Origin of the sequence: Pseudonocardia acidicola (genome assembly GCF_012911935.1) — a bacterium.
GTDB classification, from domain to species: Bacteria; Actinomycetota; Actinomycetes; order Mycobacteriales; family Pseudonocardiaceae; genus Pseudonocardia; species Pseudonocardia acidicola.
The window spans coordinates 47,381-62,875 of sequence record NZ_JAAXLA010000011.1; the positions used below are offsets into that span (position 1 = coordinate 47,381).

15 protein-coding genes are annotated in these 15,495 nt (G+C 67.8%); 5 read left to right on the forward strand and 10 right to left on the reverse strand.

Features of this window, described 5'->3' with window-relative positions; all coding sequences use genetic code 11:
• Positions 1 to 27: 27 nt before the first annotated feature.
• Both HF526_RS08395 and HF526_RS08400 read right to left on the reverse strand, forming a co-directional pair.
• Positions 28 to 1,017 carry an amidohydrolase family protein gene (locus tag HF526_RS08395; protein ID WP_169380779.1) on the reverse strand — a complete coding sequence of 330 codons (990 nt, stop codon included), beginning with the start codon at positions 1,015 to 1,017 and terminating at the stop codon, positions 28 to 30.
• Positions 1,017 to 1,634, reverse strand: coding sequence for a MarR family winged helix-turn-helix transcriptional regulator (locus tag HF526_RS08400; RefSeq protein WP_169380780.1), 618 nt, complete (start codon positions 1,632 to 1,634; stop codon positions 1,017 to 1,019). The genes HF526_RS08395 and HF526_RS08400 overlap by 1 nt, the downstream gene beginning before the upstream one ends.
• Positions 1,635 to 1,743: 109 nt before the next feature.
• On the opposite strand from HF526_RS08400, the gene HF526_RS08405 reads away from it, so the two are divergent.
• The 4 genes from HF526_RS08405 (at position 1,744) to HF526_RS08420 (ending at position 6,390) form a co-directional block, all read left to right on the forward strand.
• The gene (locus HF526_RS08405; RefSeq protein ID WP_169380781.1) at positions 1,744 to 2,811 is read left to right on the forward strand and encodes a class III extradiol ring-cleavage dioxygenase family protein; all 1,068 of its coding nucleotides are present in this window, start codon (positions 1,744 to 1,746) and stop codon (positions 2,809 to 2,811) included.
• Positions 2,808 to 3,665 (forward strand): alpha/beta fold hydrolase, encoded by an 858-nt coding sequence (locus HF526_RS08410; protein ID WP_169380782.1) that lies wholly within the window; start codon positions 2,808 to 2,810, stop codon positions 3,663 to 3,665. The genes HF526_RS08405 and HF526_RS08410 overlap by 4 nt, the downstream gene beginning before the upstream one ends.
• A 123-nt stretch (positions 3,666 to 3,788) precedes the next feature.
• Positions 3,789 to 4,988, forward strand: coding sequence for a Rieske 2Fe-2S domain-containing protein (locus HF526_RS08415; protein ID WP_239028445.1), 1,200 nt, complete (start codon positions 3,789 to 3,791; stop codon positions 4,986 to 4,988).
• 220 nt (positions 4,989 to 5,208) lie between these two features.
• On the forward strand, positions 5,209 to 6,390 hold the full coding sequence (locus tag HF526_RS08420; protein WP_211176949.1) for a Gfo/Idh/MocA family protein: 1,182 nt from the start codon (positions 5,209 to 5,211) through the stop codon (positions 6,388 to 6,390).
• 16 nt (positions 6,391 to 6,406) lie between these two features.
• Here HF526_RS08420 and HF526_RS08425 read toward each other — a convergent pair whose 3' ends face one another.
• The 8 genes from HF526_RS08425 to HF526_RS08460 all read right to left on the reverse strand — a co-directional run bounded on the left by HF526_RS08425 (position 6,407) and on the right by HF526_RS08460 (position 14,058).
• Positions 6,407 to 7,303 (reverse strand): alpha/beta fold hydrolase, encoded by an 897-nt coding sequence (locus HF526_RS08425; RefSeq protein WP_169380785.1) that lies wholly within the window; start codon positions 7,301 to 7,303, stop codon positions 6,407 to 6,409.
• A gap of 6 nt (positions 7,304 to 7,309) precedes the next feature.
• Entirely contained in the window at positions 7,310 to 7,900 is a 591-nt protein-coding gene (locus HF526_RS08430; RefSeq protein ID WP_169380786.1) for an NADPH-dependent FMN reductase, read from the reverse strand.
• A 3-nt stretch (positions 7,901 to 7,903) separates the two neighbouring features.
• On the reverse strand, positions 7,904 to 8,941 hold the full coding sequence (locus tag HF526_RS08435) for an LLM class flavin-dependent oxidoreductase (protein ID WP_239028447.1): 1,038 nt from the start codon (positions 8,939 to 8,941) through the stop codon (positions 7,904 to 7,906).
• Between the two features lie 144 nt (positions 8,942 to 9,085).
• The gene (locus HF526_RS08440) at positions 9,086 to 10,030 is read right to left on the reverse strand and encodes an AraC family transcriptional regulator (RefSeq protein WP_169380788.1); all 945 of its coding nucleotides are present in this window, start codon (positions 10,028 to 10,030) and stop codon (positions 9,086 to 9,088) included.
• A 631-nt stretch (positions 10,031 to 10,661) separates the two neighbouring features.
• Positions 10,662 to 10,967, reverse strand: coding sequence for a hypothetical protein (locus HF526_RS08445; RefSeq protein ID WP_211176951.1), 306 nt, complete (start codon positions 10,965 to 10,967; stop codon positions 10,662 to 10,664).
• Positions 10,964 to 11,788, reverse strand: coding sequence for a DODA-type extradiol aromatic ring-opening family dioxygenase (locus HF526_RS08450; RefSeq protein WP_169380789.1), 825 nt, complete (start codon positions 11,786 to 11,788; stop codon positions 10,964 to 10,966). The genes HF526_RS08445 and HF526_RS08450 overlap by 4 nt, the downstream gene beginning before the upstream one ends.
• Entirely contained in the window at positions 11,788 to 12,735 is a 948-nt protein-coding gene (locus HF526_RS08455; RefSeq protein WP_169380790.1) for an alpha/beta fold hydrolase, read from the reverse strand. The genes HF526_RS08450 and HF526_RS08455 overlap by 1 nt, the downstream gene beginning before the upstream one ends.
• A gap of 234 nt (positions 12,736 to 12,969) precedes the next feature.
• Positions 12,970 to 14,058: an SDR family NAD(P)-dependent oxidoreductase gene (locus tag HF526_RS08460; RefSeq protein ID WP_211176952.1), complete on the reverse strand. Its 1,089-nt coding sequence runs from the start codon at positions 14,056 to 14,058 to the stop codon at positions 12,970 to 12,972.
• Between the two features lie 153 nt (positions 14,059 to 14,211).
• Between HF526_RS08460 and HF526_RS08465 the strand changes: the two genes are divergently transcribed.
• On the forward strand, positions 14,212 to 15,099 hold the full coding sequence (locus tag HF526_RS08465; RefSeq protein WP_169380847.1) for a LysR substrate-binding domain-containing protein: 888 nt from the start codon (positions 14,212 to 14,214) through the stop codon (positions 15,097 to 15,099).
• Positions 15,100 to 15,495: the final 396 nt, after the last annotated feature.

Here is a 15,495-nt window from a genome sequence, read left to right on the forward strand (position 1 = left end):
CACCGTCGCAGTCGGCGGCGGGGCCCCTCAGGAGTCCAGACCGAGCAGATCCAACGCGGTGCCGTGAAGCACCGCCACCGTGTCGGCTCCAGGCAGGCCAGCGGCCTCGACCGCGGCGCCGGCAGGGCGCTCGGCGATCGGGAACGGGTAGTCGGTGCCGACCATGACGCGGTCCGCGCCCCCGATCTCGACCAACCGGCGGACGCTGCCGGGATCGTAGACAAGCGAGTCGTACCAGAAGCGGCGGACGTAACTCGCGATCGGCTGCTCCGGTTCGGCGACCCCGGGCAGCATGGACGTACAGGTGGTAATGCGCGGCAGCATCGCCAGGAAGGCTCCGCCGCCATGGGCGAGGACGACTCTCAGCCGCGGGTGCCGGTCGAGCACCCCACCCAGTATCAGCGTGGTCGCGGCGACGGCGGTCTCCGCGGGATTCCCCACCGAGTAGGATAGCCCGTGTGCACGGAGCCGTTCGGCGCCGAGCACCTGCCACGGGTGCAAGAAGACCACCGCGTCGTGCTCCTCAACGGCGTGGAAGAACGGGGCGAGTTCTGCCGCGTCCAGCGGAGCGCCGGCGACATTGCTGCCGATCTCGATCCCGGGCAGGCCGAGGTCACGCACCACCTCACCGACCATGGTGGCAGCCATTTCAGGGGCCTGCAGTGGCACCGTACCCAGCCCGGAGAACCGGTCCGGGTGGTTGCCGACCACCTCGGCGATCCACTCGTTCTGAACCCGCGCCAGTTCCACGACACCGGTCGCATCGAGTCCGTAGCTGAAGGTCACCGGAATCGGCGAGATGACTTGGCGGGCCACACCCTCAGCAGCCATGTCGGCCAGCCGACGCTCGGGGTTCCAGCAGCGGTCGTCGACCGCGCGGAAGAAGTTCCCTCCGAGGGTGATGTCCGCCGTGCACGGTCCGGTCGAGACGAGTTCGGGCCAGGCCCCGGCGTAACGCTGCGCCAGACGGGGCAACCTGGGCGGTAACCCATGCGTGTGGATGTCGATCCGGTCCATCAGGATGCCGCGGTGGACGGACCAGCTGGCACGGGGGGCTGCGCCGGAGCGTCAGCCTCCTGCACCGAGCGCATCAGGCGCTCCAGGAGGGTGGTCAGCTGCTTGCGCTGGCGCGGGCTGAGCCCGCTGGTCAGCGACTGCAGATACCGCCAGTGCCCCGGCAAGAAGCCCGCCAGAAACTCCTCGCCGGTCGGGGTGAGGCCGACCAGGAACGACCGGCGGTCGTCGGGGTTGAGCCGGCGATCGACCAGCGAGTTCTTCTCCAGGCCGTCGACCACGCTGGTCAGGTTGGCCGGACGGACCGACACCGCATGGGCGAGCTCCCCCATCGTGAGTGGCCGACCGACTCGATGCAGCACGCTGATGACGTTGAACTGCACCAGGTTCAGCCCATGCGGGCTCAGCTCGGCCGTGTGCGCCCGGTCGAAGACACTCATCGTGCGATACAGCATCAGGGTCAGCTGAAGTACGCCTGGATCGAGCTCTGCTGCGTAGACCGAGGCGGATCGTGCCACTTGCTCAGACACCGAAAGCTCGGTGTCCTCACCCGACGCCATCGTGCGCTCCCCCTCGAAGTACTCATGTTTAGAAAGTTCACAGCTGAGCTTATCACTCATCCCGAGCATATTGTCTGAGACTGCGATACTAGTCCTTGACGATAGTTCTGATTCATGAGTAACGTTCTGTGAAAGCGGCCACCGACGCCCGCCGGTTGAGGAGGATCCCGTGGCAGAGCTGCTCGGAATCGGACTGTCGCACTATCCACCGTTCAGCGGGACCGACGAGGACATGGCCGGCATCCTGCGCCGGACCCTGGAGGACCCCGCGATCCCGGACCGCGAGAAGGACCCCACCAACTGGCCGGAGCTGATGCGCCGCGAATGGGGCTCCGACGAGGGCCGCGCTTCTGCTGCCGACCACCGGGCCGCGCTGATCAAAGGCTTCGAGCGCACCCGGCAGGCGCTGGACGACTTCGGCCCCGATGTCGTACTGGTTTGGGGCGACGACCAGTACGAGAACTTCCGTGAGGACATCATCCCGCCCTACGCGGTGCTCGCCTACGACGATCTCGAGGTCCGCCCTTGGGCGCACGCCGCCGATTCCTCGGACATGAAGGGCAGACCCAACGTCTGGGGCGAGCCGGCAGACACGACGATCACCGTCAAGGGCCGCCCGGACATCGGCCGCTACCTGGCCACCCAGCTGCTTGAGCGCGGCGTCGACGTGCCCTATGCGTACCGGCCGTTGCACCATCCCGGCCTGCCGCACGCCTTCCTGAACGCAGTGCTCTATCTCGACTATCACCGCGCCGGCTTCGACTACCCGGTACTGCCGTTCCCGATCAACTGCTACGGCCGCCGCGTGGTCAGCTACAAGGGCTTCATGAGCCGCTTCGACGACGTCCGCGAGCTGGACCCGCCATCGCCGCGCCCCTCCAGCATGGTCGATATCGGCGGCACCGTCGCCGAGATCCTCGCCGAGTCTCCATGGCGGGCCGCACTGGTCGCCTCCTCGAGCTGGTCGCACGCGTTCATCTGCGACAAGACCTGGCGGTTGCGCCCCGACACGCCAAGCGACCGGGCCCTCTACGACCATCTCGTGGCCGGAAACATTGACGCCTGGCGGTCGGTCCCGCTCGATGACATCGAGGCGGCCGGACAGCAGGAACTCCTCAACTGGTTCCCGCTGCTCGGCGCGATGGAACGCATCGGCAGGCCGACACCGACGTGGTCGGAGTTCACCGAGACCGACGTCTTCAACTCCAACAAGGTCTTCGCGACCTACGAGCCATGAGCGCGCGGACGGGTGTGATCCCGAGCTCCGACGTCGCGGAGCCGGTGCGAGCAGAGATCTCCCACGGCGGCTTCCGCACCGTCTACCACTGTGCGGGCGAGGGCCGGCCGCTGCTACTGATCCATGGATCTGGTCCAGGGGTGTCCGCGCTGGCGAACTGGCGGGGAACGATGGGCTCGGAACTGGCCGATTCGTTCCGAATGATCGCGCCGGATGTCGTTGGCTTCGGCGAGACCCAGGCGGACCCCACCATAGAGTTCACCCACTCGGCGCGGGTGGAGCATCTCGTCGATTTCCTGGACGCGCTCGGGCTTGACGGGGTCGACGTCATCGGCAACTCGATGGGCGGCGCACTCGCCCTCGCGCTGGCGCACCGGCAACCGAACCGGGTCCGGCGCATGGTGCTGATGGGCACCGTCGGCATCGGCTTCCCGATCTCACCCGGCCTGGAGGCGGTATGGGGGTACGAGCCGTCCGAGGAGAACCTCGCCTCGTTGTTCCGCATCTTCGCTTTTGACCAGACTCTGGTCAGTCCGGAGCTGGTCCGGCTCAGGCACGAGGCGAGCATCGCCCCAGGAGTACACGAGCGGTATGCGGCCGCGTTCGCCGCGCCCCGCCAGCGGCACCTGGACGCGATGGCGCTGCCCGAGGACGACCTCCGCCAGATCAGCACGCCGACGCTGCTCGTCCACGGAGCTGAGGACCAGGTGATTCCACTGCAGCAGACCAGCCTGCGGCTGGTGAGTCTGCTCCCCGCAGCCGACCTCGTCGTCTTCGGCCGCTGCGGCCATTGGACCCAGATCGAGCGCGCCGCCCACTTCGTCCGTGAGGTCGCGGCGTTCCTGGGCGACTGACCGAGACGCATCTCCACCACCACGAATTCGGGTCTTGACCCCGTCGTCGGCCCGAGAGAAGAGGTCAGCATGCTATCGCCGGCCCTGAACGAGCGCCTTACCCGGATCGGGCCCGGGACTCCGATGGGAACCCTGCTGCGTCGCTACTGGTACCCAGTCGCCGCCGTCTCCGAGCTCGGCCGGGTACCGATCTCCCGGCGGCTGCTCGGCGAGGACATCGTCATCTACCGCGACGGCACGGGAAGGCTGGGCTGCATCGAGGCCCAGTGCCCGCACCGGCGCGCCTCGATGCGCTACGCCGTGGTCGAGGAGGAGGGTCTGCGCTGCGGCTATCACGGGTGGCTCTTCGGCCGCGACGGCCAGTGCCTCGACCAGCCGGCCGAGCCCGCGGACAGCACGTTCAAGGAGCGGGTGCGCGCGGTGACCTACCAGGCCGAGGAACTCGGCGGGCTCATCTTCGTCTACATGGGTCCGGCACCGGCGCCGCTGCTGCCGCGCTTTGACCTGTTCGTGTGGGACAACTGCCTGCGCGACATCGGGCACGCGATGCTGCCGATGAGCTGGCTGCAGGTCATGGAGAACTCCGTCGACCCCCACCATGTCGAATGGCTGCACGGGCATTACATGAACTTCGTGCGCGACCTGGCCGGCGACCCCCGCGCCAAGGTGCTCGCCCGCAAGCACGAGAAGGTTGCCTTCGACCTGTTCGAGTACGGGATCATCAAGCGCCGCGTGCTGCAGGGCATGACCGAGGAAGACGAGGACTGGAAGGTCGGCCACCCCCTGGTCTTCCCGGCCATGCTCCGGGTCGGCGGGGGCGGACACTACCAATTCCAGATCCGGGTGCCCGTGGACGACACCCACACCTCCCATTTCTGGTACTCGGTCTACAAGCCCGACGGCGAATACACGGTGGAGCCCCAGGAGTCGGTCCCGCTGTTCACCGTCCCCTTCCAGGACGAGGAGGGCGACTTCCTGGTCGACTTCGTCGACGGGCAGGACATCATGGCCTGGGCCAGCCAGGGTCCGATCGCCGACCGCAGCCGCGAGCACCTCGGCAAATCCGATGTCGGCGTGATCATGCTGCGGCGCCTCTTCCAAGAACAGCTCGACCGCGTCGCCGAAGGTGAAGACCCGCTGGGCGTCGTGCGCGACGAGGCGACGAACGAGTGCATCGTGCTGCCTCAGGAGAAGAAGAAGTTCGGTGCGGGCGGAGCATTTCGCTCGGAGTTCCTCACGATGGGACAAGGACGCTACAGCCCCATAGCGGAGCAGGTGCTGGAGCTGTTTGAGCGGGTCGAGCAGCAGGGCGCCTCCGTGTGAGGACAGCGGACACGGATGGCAGGCCAGCTGTCAGGTTCTGCCCGCACTGCGGGCACGAACTCGCCGTCACGGCGTTCGTCCAGGAGTACTGGACGGGGCAGACGCGCGTATTCCATCTGTGGTGCCGGGCGTGCCGGTTCACCGCGGACGTTGTCCCGACGGAGCGGATGCTCGGCCACGAACCGGCCCACTGATGGCGTTTGCCAATGGAGGCCCGCTGATGGAAACACTGCGCCTCGGCATCGTCGGCCTGGGCGTCGCGGGTGAGGTGCTGCTGCCGTTCGTCGAGCGGCACCCGGACTACGTCGTGGCCGCGGGGGCCGACCCCGCGGCCGCGGCGCGGGACGCCTTCGCCGGTCCCGGACGCGCCGTGTTCGCCGAGCTCGAGCAGATGTGCGCCTCGGGTGCGGTCGACGTCGTCTACGTGGCCTCGCCCACCCACCTGCATGCCGAGCACGCGATCACCGCACTGCGGACCGGGCACCACGTGATCGTCGAGAAGCCGATGGCGGTATCGGTCGAGTCCGCTGAGGCGATGGTCGCGGCCGCGGACGAGGCCGGGCGCATTCTGGTTGTCGGCCACTCGCAGAGCTTCGAGGCCCCGGTGCGTGCGATGCGCCGGATCGTGACATCCGGCGAGCTGGGGGCCCTGCGGGCCGTCAATGCCTGGTACTACACCGACTGGATGTTTCGCCCCCGCACGCCGGACGAGCTGGACCCCACGATGGGCGGGGGCGTCCCGCTGCGCCAAGGTGCCCATCACGTCGATATCGTGCGCTACCTCGGCGGCGGCCTGTTGCGCAGCGTGCGCGGCCGGGTCGGGCGCTGGGACCCGCGGCGCCCAGGCGCGGGTGCATACTCCGCCTATCTCGAGTTCGAGGACGCCACCCCGGCCACGATCGTCTACAGCGGCTACGACCACTTCGCCAGCACCGAGCTGACCTTCGGCATCGGCGAGACCGGCCAGCCGATGACCGGCTACGCCGTTGCGCGACGCAGGCTGACCCAGGCCGCGGGCACGCCCGAGGCGGAGGTCAAGCGTGGCATCGCGGCCGCACCGAGTCGGCAGCGCGAGCTGTTGCGCGGCGGCGACCACCAGCCGTTTTTCGGACTCGTGGTGCTCAGCTGCGAACGCGGGGACGTGCGCGTCTCGCCCAACGGTCTGCGCGTCTACGGCGACGAGCGGGTCACGGAGATTCCGCTCGCCGGCGAGGAGGTGGGCCGCACCGCGATGCTTTCCGAGGTCGCCGACGCCGTCCGCACGGGCTCCGCGGCCGAACACGACGGGCGGTGGGGCCTGGCCAACCTCGAGGTCTGCCTGGCACTCGTCGACTCATCGCGGACCCGCTCGGAGGTGTTCCTCACCCGCCAGGTGCCGCTCCCTCGCCACCGACCTCGGTGACGGATGAGCGCGGGCGTCAGGTGTTCAGGAACCCGACGACCACGCCATTGAACGCCTTGGGCTGGTCGCGGAACACCTGATGACCGGCCCGGTTGATGATGTACATCGAACAGTTCGCCGTCTTCCGGGACAGGATTTCGAAGAACTGGTGTCCGAGCTCCACGGGCGCCGAGCGGTCGTCCTTGCCCCAAACGACGAGGACGGGAACCGCGAGGCCCGGTCCCTCCAGGTGATCAAGCGTCTGCTGCTTGGCGCGCACGAGGCTTGGGATCCAGTACTCTTCGCTGTTGCGCGCGTAGCCGTCCACTGACTCCTTGTGGTTGCTCCCCTCCATCATCTCGGCGGCGATACGCAGGTACTCCGGGGAAAGCGGGCCCTCGGTGACGGCCTGAGCGGAGTGGTAGTGGCTGATCACTCCCTCCGCCCCGGCGTCGGTCGGTGCGGTGGCCTCGACGTTGTCGTAGAAGCCCATGTCCGACTGCCCTGGGGGAGTAGGGGCGGTCGTGGCGCTCGACACGACGACGAGCCGGCTGACCCGGTCCGGCAGATCGATCGCCAGCCTGGTGGCCAGCAGGCCGCCGCGCGAGTGTCCGACCACGGTGATGTCGTTGAGCTCCAGCTGCTCGATGAACGACCGGGCATGCTCAAGGACGCTCTCGAACGTCCAGTGCTCATCGTCAGGGGGAAGGTCCGTCCATCCCTGCCCCAGCTTGTCGAACGCCACCACGCGGCCGTGCCGGGACAGCGCGTTGACGCTCTCGCTCCAGACCTCGATGCCCATCGGCACGAAGATGCCGAAGTGCCCACCGTGGATGAGGACGATGGGGCTCCCTGTCCCGGAGTCGAGGTACCGGGTCCGGATCCCGTTTACGGTCGTGTAGTGGATGTCGTCTGTGTTCAGCGGTTCGCCCATGGCGGCCTACCTCACCGGAAATGGATCACGGGATGGGGACTTCGTCGTGCTGCGATCTGGGAGCGGCGCTGTCCTCTCCAGCACGGTACGGCCGATCACCGGGCCCGCTTCGGTCATCCATCGCGCCACCGTCGAGTCGAGGTCGTCGATCTGGCTCTCTATGACGTACAGGCCCCGGGTCGGGGCGATTCCGCCGATCTCCACGAGGAGGGGCCGCAGGTGTACCTCGACGGCGAGCGCGTGATGGGGGGCCGCGCCGACCATCACCGGCACGACCACCGCGTCCTGCAAGCTCGTGCGGTCGAACCAGTCGAGGAAGGCCTTGAGCAGACCGGTGTAGGCCGCTTTGTAGATTGGGGAGACGAACACCGCGACCGAGGAGTTCGACACCTGCCGCACCCGTTTGGCTACGCGAGGGGAGGAGCGGTCGAACAGCTCGGCGGCGAGGTCGGCCAGCTCGATCGTGTCGTGCTCGGTCCGATCCGGTTCGTCGAACCGCACGGCGATCTGGCGCGCGACTTCTTCCCCCACTGTCCGTGTCCTGGAGTTCGCCTTCGGGTTGCCGACGACGGTGACGATGCGCAACCGCTGCTCCATCAGTCAGCTCCTGGTCAGCAGGGGCATGACCTCGCGCCCGAAGCGGTCGACGTCGACTAGGTAGTCCTGGAAGGACAACATGACGCCGGCGGTTCCGGGGACCTCCCCGAAGGAGCGGAGCTTTTCGGCGATGGTCTTTGCATCGCCGAGGACGAGCGGGAAGGAGATCATGAAGGCGTCGGAACCCAGCATGAGGCTCTTCGTCGACTCCTCATTCTCGGTGAGGTCTTCCCGGGCGATTCCCATGAGGTTGGTGACGGCCGGGAAATCCATGTTCTCGCGCCAGTTCTGCACGACGTCCTCGGCTTCGGCGAGGCTGTCCCGCAGCACGATCTGGAACAGCGGGAGACTGCCGACGGCACGGCCCGCCTTGTCCGCCTGTTCCTGGAGCCGGTTGTTCTGCACCCGCAGGCTGTCGACGTCGGGCTTGCCGACCACGAATTGGTAGTCGCCGACCTCGGCGCAGAACTGCATGCCTCGGTCGGACTGGCCCGCGCACACCAGCTCGATCGGCGCCGTCGGGAGGGGGCCGAGGCGGCAGTCCTCCATCTGGAAGTACGTGCCGACGAAGTCGGACTGCCCCTTCGTCCAGAGCTCGCGCATGATCCGTACGTACTCGTCGGCGTGATCGTAGCGGGTCTGGAAGTGCTGGTCACCGGGCCACAGGCCCATCTGGGTGTACTCGGGCTTCTCCCACCCGGTGACGATGTTCAGCCCGAAGCGGCCCCCGGACATGTCGGAGATGGTGGCTGCCTGCTTGGCGGCGAGGACCGGCGGAGTCAGCAGGGTGGCGATCGAGCCGAAGAGCTTGATGCGCTTGGTCGTCACGGCGAGGCCAGCCATGACCGACAGGGAGTCGAGCGAATAGTTCCACGGGTTGGTATCACCGTCGAAGCCCCGGAACTTCACGGCCGACAGCAGGAAATCGAAACCATAGTGCTCCGCCTTGGTGGCGGACTGTTCGGCCAGGTACCACTCAGGCATGGAGGTGGGTGACGTGTTGGAGAACACCCAGTTCTTATTCATGGTGGGCATGAACATGCCGACTCGCATGATGCTCCTCCTCGGAACCCGACTCCCGGCGGAATAACGCGACGCTACGGGTGGGTGGGGCACCGGGCTATCCGCATTGCGCCGGGCGTTCGCCGGATCGCGTACGTGCGCCGGGCAAAGGGCCAAGGAAGATCAGTGCATGCGGCGTAAGGTGTCCGAGGGCGCCACGCCATATTTCTTCCGGTACGCGGCAGCGAACCGGCCCAGATGGGTGAAGCCCCAGCGGTAGGCGACCTCAGTGGTCGTCAACTCCGCACGATCAGCATCCATCAGTTCCATGTGCACCCGCCGGAGGCGCACCTCGGTGAGGTAGGCCATGGGTGACATGCCCAGCTGCCGGCGGAAACCCGCCTGCAGCGCTCGGAGGCTCACGCCGGCGTGAGCGGCCAGGTCACCGGCCGAATATGGCACCTCCGGACGCGCGTCCACCAGCTCCATCACCTGCTGCACGGCCCGCGGCCGCACCGGCACGGCGGGGCGGGTCAGGGCCTCGGAATGGTTGTGCTGCTGGGCGAACAGGAGCGTGGTCATGAGCAGTCGCGCGAAGTGGGCACCGGCGAGCGGCTGATGGATCACGCTCTGGGGGCGTTCCATCTCGGCTAGGAGGAGGTACAGGCTGGCCAGCCAGCTGTATCCGGCCGAAGTCGTGACGTCCATGCCGAGCTCGAACCGCACCGTCGAGACCCGCTGACCGAGGATGTTTTCGAGCTCCGTCTGCAGCGCGTTGCGGTCCAGCTTCACCGCCAGCTGAGCGCAGTCCGGCGACCACCTGATGGTCATAGGCTGATCCGGGCTGAACACGGCCGCACGCCCGGTAGAACTGATAATGGAGCTGTGCCCGCAGGTTGACTCGGTGAAGCCGGAGCGGGGCACGTTGATGTGGTAGCACGAGGACAGTGGCGCGGGGATCATCCGGATCTCCGTGCCATAGCTCAGGTAGCCGACGGTGACGTCGCCGAGCACGGCCGCATTGAGCACTGCGCGCAGGTGCCGCTTCCGCTCGAGGACGATCGTCTGATGGGGCGCGTATACCCGGGGAACGATCTCGCGCACCTCGTCCAGCGCTGAGCTGTGCATGATCGCGTACCGCGAGAGCGGCTCTGCCCGGTGGTGCTGGTGAGGGGCGTTCGGTAGACCACTCATCGTTCTCCGCATGACAGAGGAGATCTCTGAGGGCTCTGTATAAACGGCGGCCCGGAGCGTGTCAATGCAGGTCGGACAGCCAGGGTAGGAAGCGGGCGCGTGGACACGACCCTGACACGTGGCGAGGTTGCCTCCGGAGAAGTGGTGTACGGCGTCGTTGCTGATCAGCGGCGTGGCGTCGGGATGTGAGACGGCCACCGCGTGATCCTTCGAGTGCTTCGGTTCTCGAGGGAGAAGACGTGATGGCCGCGTCAGACAGTGTGGACGTAGGCCCGGACCGACCAACCGTCCTTGATGACCAGCGACTCACCGGTAGGAGTCAGGCCGGAGCTGATTAGCCCGATGTACCCGAGCCCTGGACCGGTGACGAAGCCGGACATGGCCGACCCGGCTTGAACGATCCGGGTACGACCAGCTGACCGTAGAACAGCTCGTGGGCGAACCTCGCAGGGTCGGTGAACGCACTCGGGCCACCTCGATGCCGGGACGGCATCGCCTCCAGATCTGCGACCGCTGTGTCGGCCCCTTCGCCGCCGAGCAGGCCGGCCCCGAGGTCGGGCGGCGCTCACGCGTCGCCACTTCCCGCGCGATCTACACGGGCGGTGTTCCTTTCTGTCTGTATGGGGGCCGGGGCTGCAGAGTGGAAGCGGTCGATCGGGTCGATACCGAGTGCACCGGCCAGCTGCATGATCAGCAGCGGATGTCCGCCGCGGCGGTGCAGCGCGGACAGGTCGCCCTCGAGGACGGCGGTCAGGTCTGCGAGCGGGACACGGGCGCGGTCCGCGGCTTCCTGCGGCGCCCGCCGGGCCTCTTCGCGGAAACCGGGATCGCGGGCGGCCCAGCGAAGCAGCTCGTCGAGCGGAAGGTTCACGGCTCTAGTTCCGGGTAGAGGCGCGCGAGTGCGATCCCGGTCGCCCAGTCGGGCACGGGCTCGTAGGCCAGCACGGTGCCCCGGCTGGGCTGCGCCGCCATGACGGTGACCCAGTTGCGGATCTCGGGAGCGCCGTTGCCGGCCTCGGCGACGATGTAGGCGGTCTTCATCGCCACGATGGCGTCGAGGTCGCCGCCGCGTACGCATTCGAGGAACCGGCCGTCGAAGTCGGTGTTGACCGCACCCATCTGCGGGGTGCCCACCCAGTGCGACAGCCCCCCGGTGCCGAGCAGGACGACCCGCTCGGCCCCGGGGCGCCGGGCGACGACATCCCGAATCAGCTCGCCCAAGTCGGCCGACCGCCGCAGCGGCGGCAGTGGCTCGGTGCTCGCGTTCTGGAACACCGGGACCACCGGGATGTCCATCTCCGGCCGGAGGAGCGTCAGCGGTGCCATGAACGCGTGATCGATCCGGGGATTGGCCGAAAAGGCCAGGTCGAAGCCCGCGTCCAGACCGTCCTCGAGTAGTTGCGCGGCAAACCCTCCGGCGAGGGACACCCGAGCGCTCGCCACACCGGCGTCGCCCCAGCCAGTGCAGCTCTCCCCGATTCCCACACAGATCTGCGGAAAGGCCTCGTAGCCGAAGGAGTTCAGGTGCTCGCTGCTGATCACGACGATCAGATCGGGGGCCAGCCGGTCGAGCTCCTCCCGGAGCCGGCCGAAGGCCCGGTGCACCGTCTGGTGCCCGCTGTCCTCGGGCCGGTACTTGCGGATCATCATGGCCGTGTGGGAGACGCCGTAGCCGGCGACGAGGACGCCCATCAGACGATCCCGTCTGCGACGTCAGTACAGCCGGCCACCGAGCGCAGGAAGCCGCCGACCACCTCGAGGAACTCGGCCGGCTTCTCGAACTGCGGCCAGTGCCCGGCGTCCTCCATGAGGTAGAAGGAGGCGCCGGGGATGATGCGGCTGGCCGCCTCCCCCACCTGCCACGGCATCGTGGGGTTCTGCCGGGTCCACAGCACCAGCGTCGGACTCGAGATGCGGGCCAGTCGTTCGGCGGTGAGCAATTCATCGGGCCGTGGGTGGGCAGTGAACGCCTCCACGAGCCGACCTGCAACGGTGGCGAAGTCGGGTCGCGTGTAGATGTGCAACCGGGTCTCCACCAGCTCCTGGGTCACGACGGTGGGGTCATGCATCAGCCACTCCAGCCGGGTGCGCACCTTGTCCCGGGTCGGCTCGTCCAGGGCCTTCCTGGTCGCGTCCCCCACCTTTCGGCCCACCCGGGCGGTGAGGTCGGCGCCGTCCTCGGTCAGTTCCAGCCCGGCTCCGGTCGCGCTGACCAGCGAGGCGACCCGGTCAGGGTGGTGGATGGCGAGCCACGCGGCCACCCAACCCCCGAGGGACTGGCCGACCAGGTGAGCCCGGCGAGCGCCGATGGTGTCCAGGAATCCGAGCACGTGTTGCCCGAGCGCCTGGACCGAGTAGTCGAGGGCCGGCTTGGCGGTGAAGCCGTGCCCGAGCATGTCCAGGGCGTGCACGCGGAAGCCCTGGGCAAGGGGTGTCACCGTGCGTACCCACGTCTCGGCGTGCCCGCTGATGCCGTGCAGCAGGACCACCGGCTCGCCGGCCCCTGCCTCGATGCTGCGTGTGAGGTGACCACCCGCGTCCCGGAAGCGGACCTCGGCACCGAGCAGGTCGAGCCAGAACGAGCGCGTCGGTTCGGCGCCGGGTCCCGCTGCCCTCTGACGGACGTCCTCGACTGTCATGGACTCTCTCTCCGATGTAGTGACATCAGTGCCGGCCCGACTCTCCAGCCGTAGCGCATCGAGGTCCGCCTCATGGTCGGTGCGCAGGCTCCGGGCGGCCATCGCAGATCCGCCGGGCCGGCACAGGCGGGGGAAATCTCCGCCCGACGCGGTCCCGGCCCAGATCAGGTGGGCGGACTCGCGGCGACAGGAGATCCACGTACCCTCTCCGGATATTCCTCGGCCAAGGTCCGGTCATTGAGTAGGGCCGCCCGCCCAGTTCTCCTGCGAGCCGAGATTCGCCATAGCAGCCGCATAGAGTGCGCCTTGGGCGTCGAACGGTAGGTGCGGAACGCCGGCTCGCTCGTACTTCGGCATCGCCGCCTCGAGCCGGCTGTACATCTCTTCCATGTCCGACGGCAGCTCGTGGTCCAGCCAGGCGGCGTAGTCGCCGTAACCGTGGTCGTAGTTCCACTCAGGCACGTAGTACAGCCGACCGGCTGCTCCGCGACCATCCTGAGCAGAGAGGAACAGCGTGATCGGCAACAGGTGCTCGGCGATAGCCGGCCGCATGAAGTAGACGACGCCGATCTCGTTGAACGCGCGAGCCGTGGCGTCGAACCACGATGTCCGGGTATGCCCTGGCATGATCGCGTTGACCGCGACACCGTCGCTCCGCACCTCTTCACCGAGGTAGAAGGTGAGCGCGGTAACGGCCGCCTTGGTCGCCTGGTACGGCATCTCCACTGTCCACGGGCGCAGGCCGTGGTAGCCGCCTCCCGCGGCGACGGGGAGGACGCCGCTGCTGACGACGTTGATGATGCTGCCGCGTCCTCTTTCCCGCATCGGCTGGATGAACCGGCGGATGACCTTCAGAGTGCCGAAGACGTTGACGCCGAACATCGCTTCCCAGTCCTGGTCTGTCGTGTCCAGGGTGTTGCGGTGCCCGGTCGGGTAGAAGAGCGTCTCGGAGACCAGCGCGGCGTTGTTGATCAGGACGTCGACGGTCCCGAACCGGTCCATCACCGCGGCGAATGCAGCGTCGAGCTGGCTGTCGTCGGTGATGTCCACCTCGACGGCCAGCCCCTGCTCGGCTTCGAGCTGCTTGCGGAGGTCCTCGGCCCCGTCCCAGCTCTTGTCGGCGGCGACGACCTTCGCGCCGGCACGCATCAACCCTTCGGATATCGACCGGCCGATCCCGCGGGCACCGCCGGTGACGACCGCCACGCGGCCCTCGAGTTCACCCTGCCACTCGCGCAGCGCCCGCTCCACCATCTGGTTCTGCCTTGCCCTGACCGCGACTGCGCTCGAGTTCTCCGCGTTCCCCACCTCGTCCATCGCCATACTCGCTCCCAATCCGAAGGATCCCGCTCCGGCGAGTACGAGCCGGTTCAGATACGGCGGTCTCTCCGGGGTGAGGCTCATGGAACGCTATGGCGGCGATCACACGCGCGTCTATAGAATAGATTGGATTCCATCTATTCAGCGGGAGTATTAGTGGAGCTTCGCCAACTGCGTTACTTCGCTGAGGTGGCCCATGTCGGCTCGTTCCTGGGTGCGGCCCATCAGCTCGACGTGGCCCAGCCGTCGCTATGGCGGCAGGTCAAGGCGCTAGAGGCGGAGTTGGGCGTGACACTCTTCGAGCGCTCCGGGCGGGGGGTGAAGATCACCAGCGCAGGTTCGCAACTGCTCCCCCGCGCCGATCAGCTGCTTGCACAGGCGGAGGCGATCCGAGTGCTGAGCAGCGAGCTGACACAGGGTCGCGCCGGTGTGGTGACGGTCGCCTGCGCCTACCCCCACGTACCCCGCTTCCTCGCGCCACTCATCGGTCGCTTCCGCGAGACGCATCCGGGTGTCCACGTCGCCGTGCACGAATCAGCCGGGCTGCCGCCCGTGGAGCAGGTCCTCTCCGGCGACGTCGATTTCGTAACCGCCCTGCCGCGAACCGATGAAGGACTGGCCGGTGGGCGACTGGGGGACGCGGGGATCGTCGTCGTCACCTCCGAGGATCACCCCTGGCGGCACCGGACTCAGATCCCGGTGTCGGACCTGGCAGGAGTGCCGGTCATCATCGGCGGGCCCCTCAGCCTGACCCGACGCCTGCTGGAGCCCGCCCTGCGGGCCAGCGGATTCACGCTGAACATCGCCCTCGAATCGGGGAACACCACCACGCTCATCGCGATGGCGCGCGCTGGCCTGGGAGTCGCCGTCCTGGCCGACGACAACCTCGCTGGGGACCCGGTCGCGACCTGGCCGGTCCTCGTGGACGAGCGCTACCCCATGACCACCCCGATCTGGATCTACTGGGCCCGGGGTCGGTCCCTCGCTCCCCCGGTCCGGGCCTTCGTTCGCCACGTTCAGGGCGCAGAGATCTGCGAGGACTGAGACCCGACGTCGCCGACCTGCAGCACCCGAAGAGCCGGCGGGTCTGCTCTCGAACCCGTCGAGCGGCCACGCCCGGCGGTACCTCATGTGAGGTGAGCCGGGAGCCCGGCCATCCCGCCCGCATCGGTGTGGCTCCGCCGACGGCCTTCGATTCACCTCACGCCAGCGGAGGCGGCGCTCGGCCAGGGCGAGCCTGGCCGGGAGGGCGCCGGACTCGGGTGACGACCCAGCCTCGGATGTGCAGCCCAGTCACTGACGCCGTCGACGTGGCCGGCCTGCTCGGTCTCCGGCGCAGACGACACCCCGCCCCCTGATGTGGCAGGTCCGAACTGTGAGCGAGCAATGCTGAAACTGGATAATTTCAATCCGAATTATTCTATAGACATGAGTGTGACC

What these genes read in the sequence shown, in the direction of transcription:
- HF526_RS08395 (WP_169380779.1), bottom strand. Translation starts at nt 1,017, where the DNA reads ATGGACCGGATCGACATCCACACGCATGGGTTACCGCCCAGGTTGCCC.
- HF526_RS08400 (WP_169380780.1), bottom strand. Translation starts at nt 1,634, where the DNA reads ATGAGTGATAAGCTCAGCTGTGAACTTTCTAAACATGAGTACTTCGAG.
- HF526_RS08410 (WP_169380782.1), top strand. Translation starts at nt 2,808, where the DNA reads ATGAGCGCGCGGACGGGTGTGATCCCGAGCTCCGACGTCGCGGAGCCG.
- HF526_RS08415 (WP_239028445.1), top strand. Translation starts at nt 3,789, where the DNA reads ATGGGAACCCTGCTGCGTCGCTACTGGTACCCAGTCGCCGCCGTCTCC.
- HF526_RS08420 (WP_211176949.1), top strand. Translation starts at nt 5,209, where the DNA reads ATGGAAACACTGCGCCTCGGCATCGTCGGCCTGGGCGTCGCGGGTGAG.
- HF526_RS08425 (WP_169380785.1), bottom strand. Translation starts at nt 7,303, where the DNA reads ATGGGCGAACCGCTGAACACAGACGACATCCACTACACGACCGTAAAC.
- HF526_RS08430 (WP_169380786.1), bottom strand. Translation starts at nt 7,900, where the DNA reads ATGGAGCAGCGGTTGCGCATCGTCACCGTCGTCGGCAACCCGAAGGCG.
- HF526_RS08435 (WP_239028447.1), bottom strand. Translation starts at nt 8,941, where the DNA reads ATGTTCATGCCCACCATGAATAAGAACTGGGTGTTCTCCAACACGTCA.
- HF526_RS08440 (WP_169380788.1), bottom strand. Translation starts at nt 10,030, where the DNA reads ATGCACAGCTCAGCGCTGGACGAGGTGCGCGAGATCGTTCCCCGGGTA.
- HF526_RS08450 (WP_169380789.1), bottom strand. Translation starts at nt 11,788, where the DNA reads ATGGGCGTCCTCGTCGCCGGCTACGGCGTCTCCCACACGGCCATGATG.
- HF526_RS08455 (WP_169380790.1), bottom strand. Translation starts at nt 12,735, where the DNA reads ATGACAGTCGAGGACGTCCGTCAGAGGGCAGCGGGACCCGGCGCCGAA.
- HF526_RS08460 (WP_211176952.1), bottom strand. Translation starts at nt 14,058, where the DNA reads ATGGCGATGGACGAGGTGGGGAACGCGGAGAACTCGAGCGCAGTCGCG.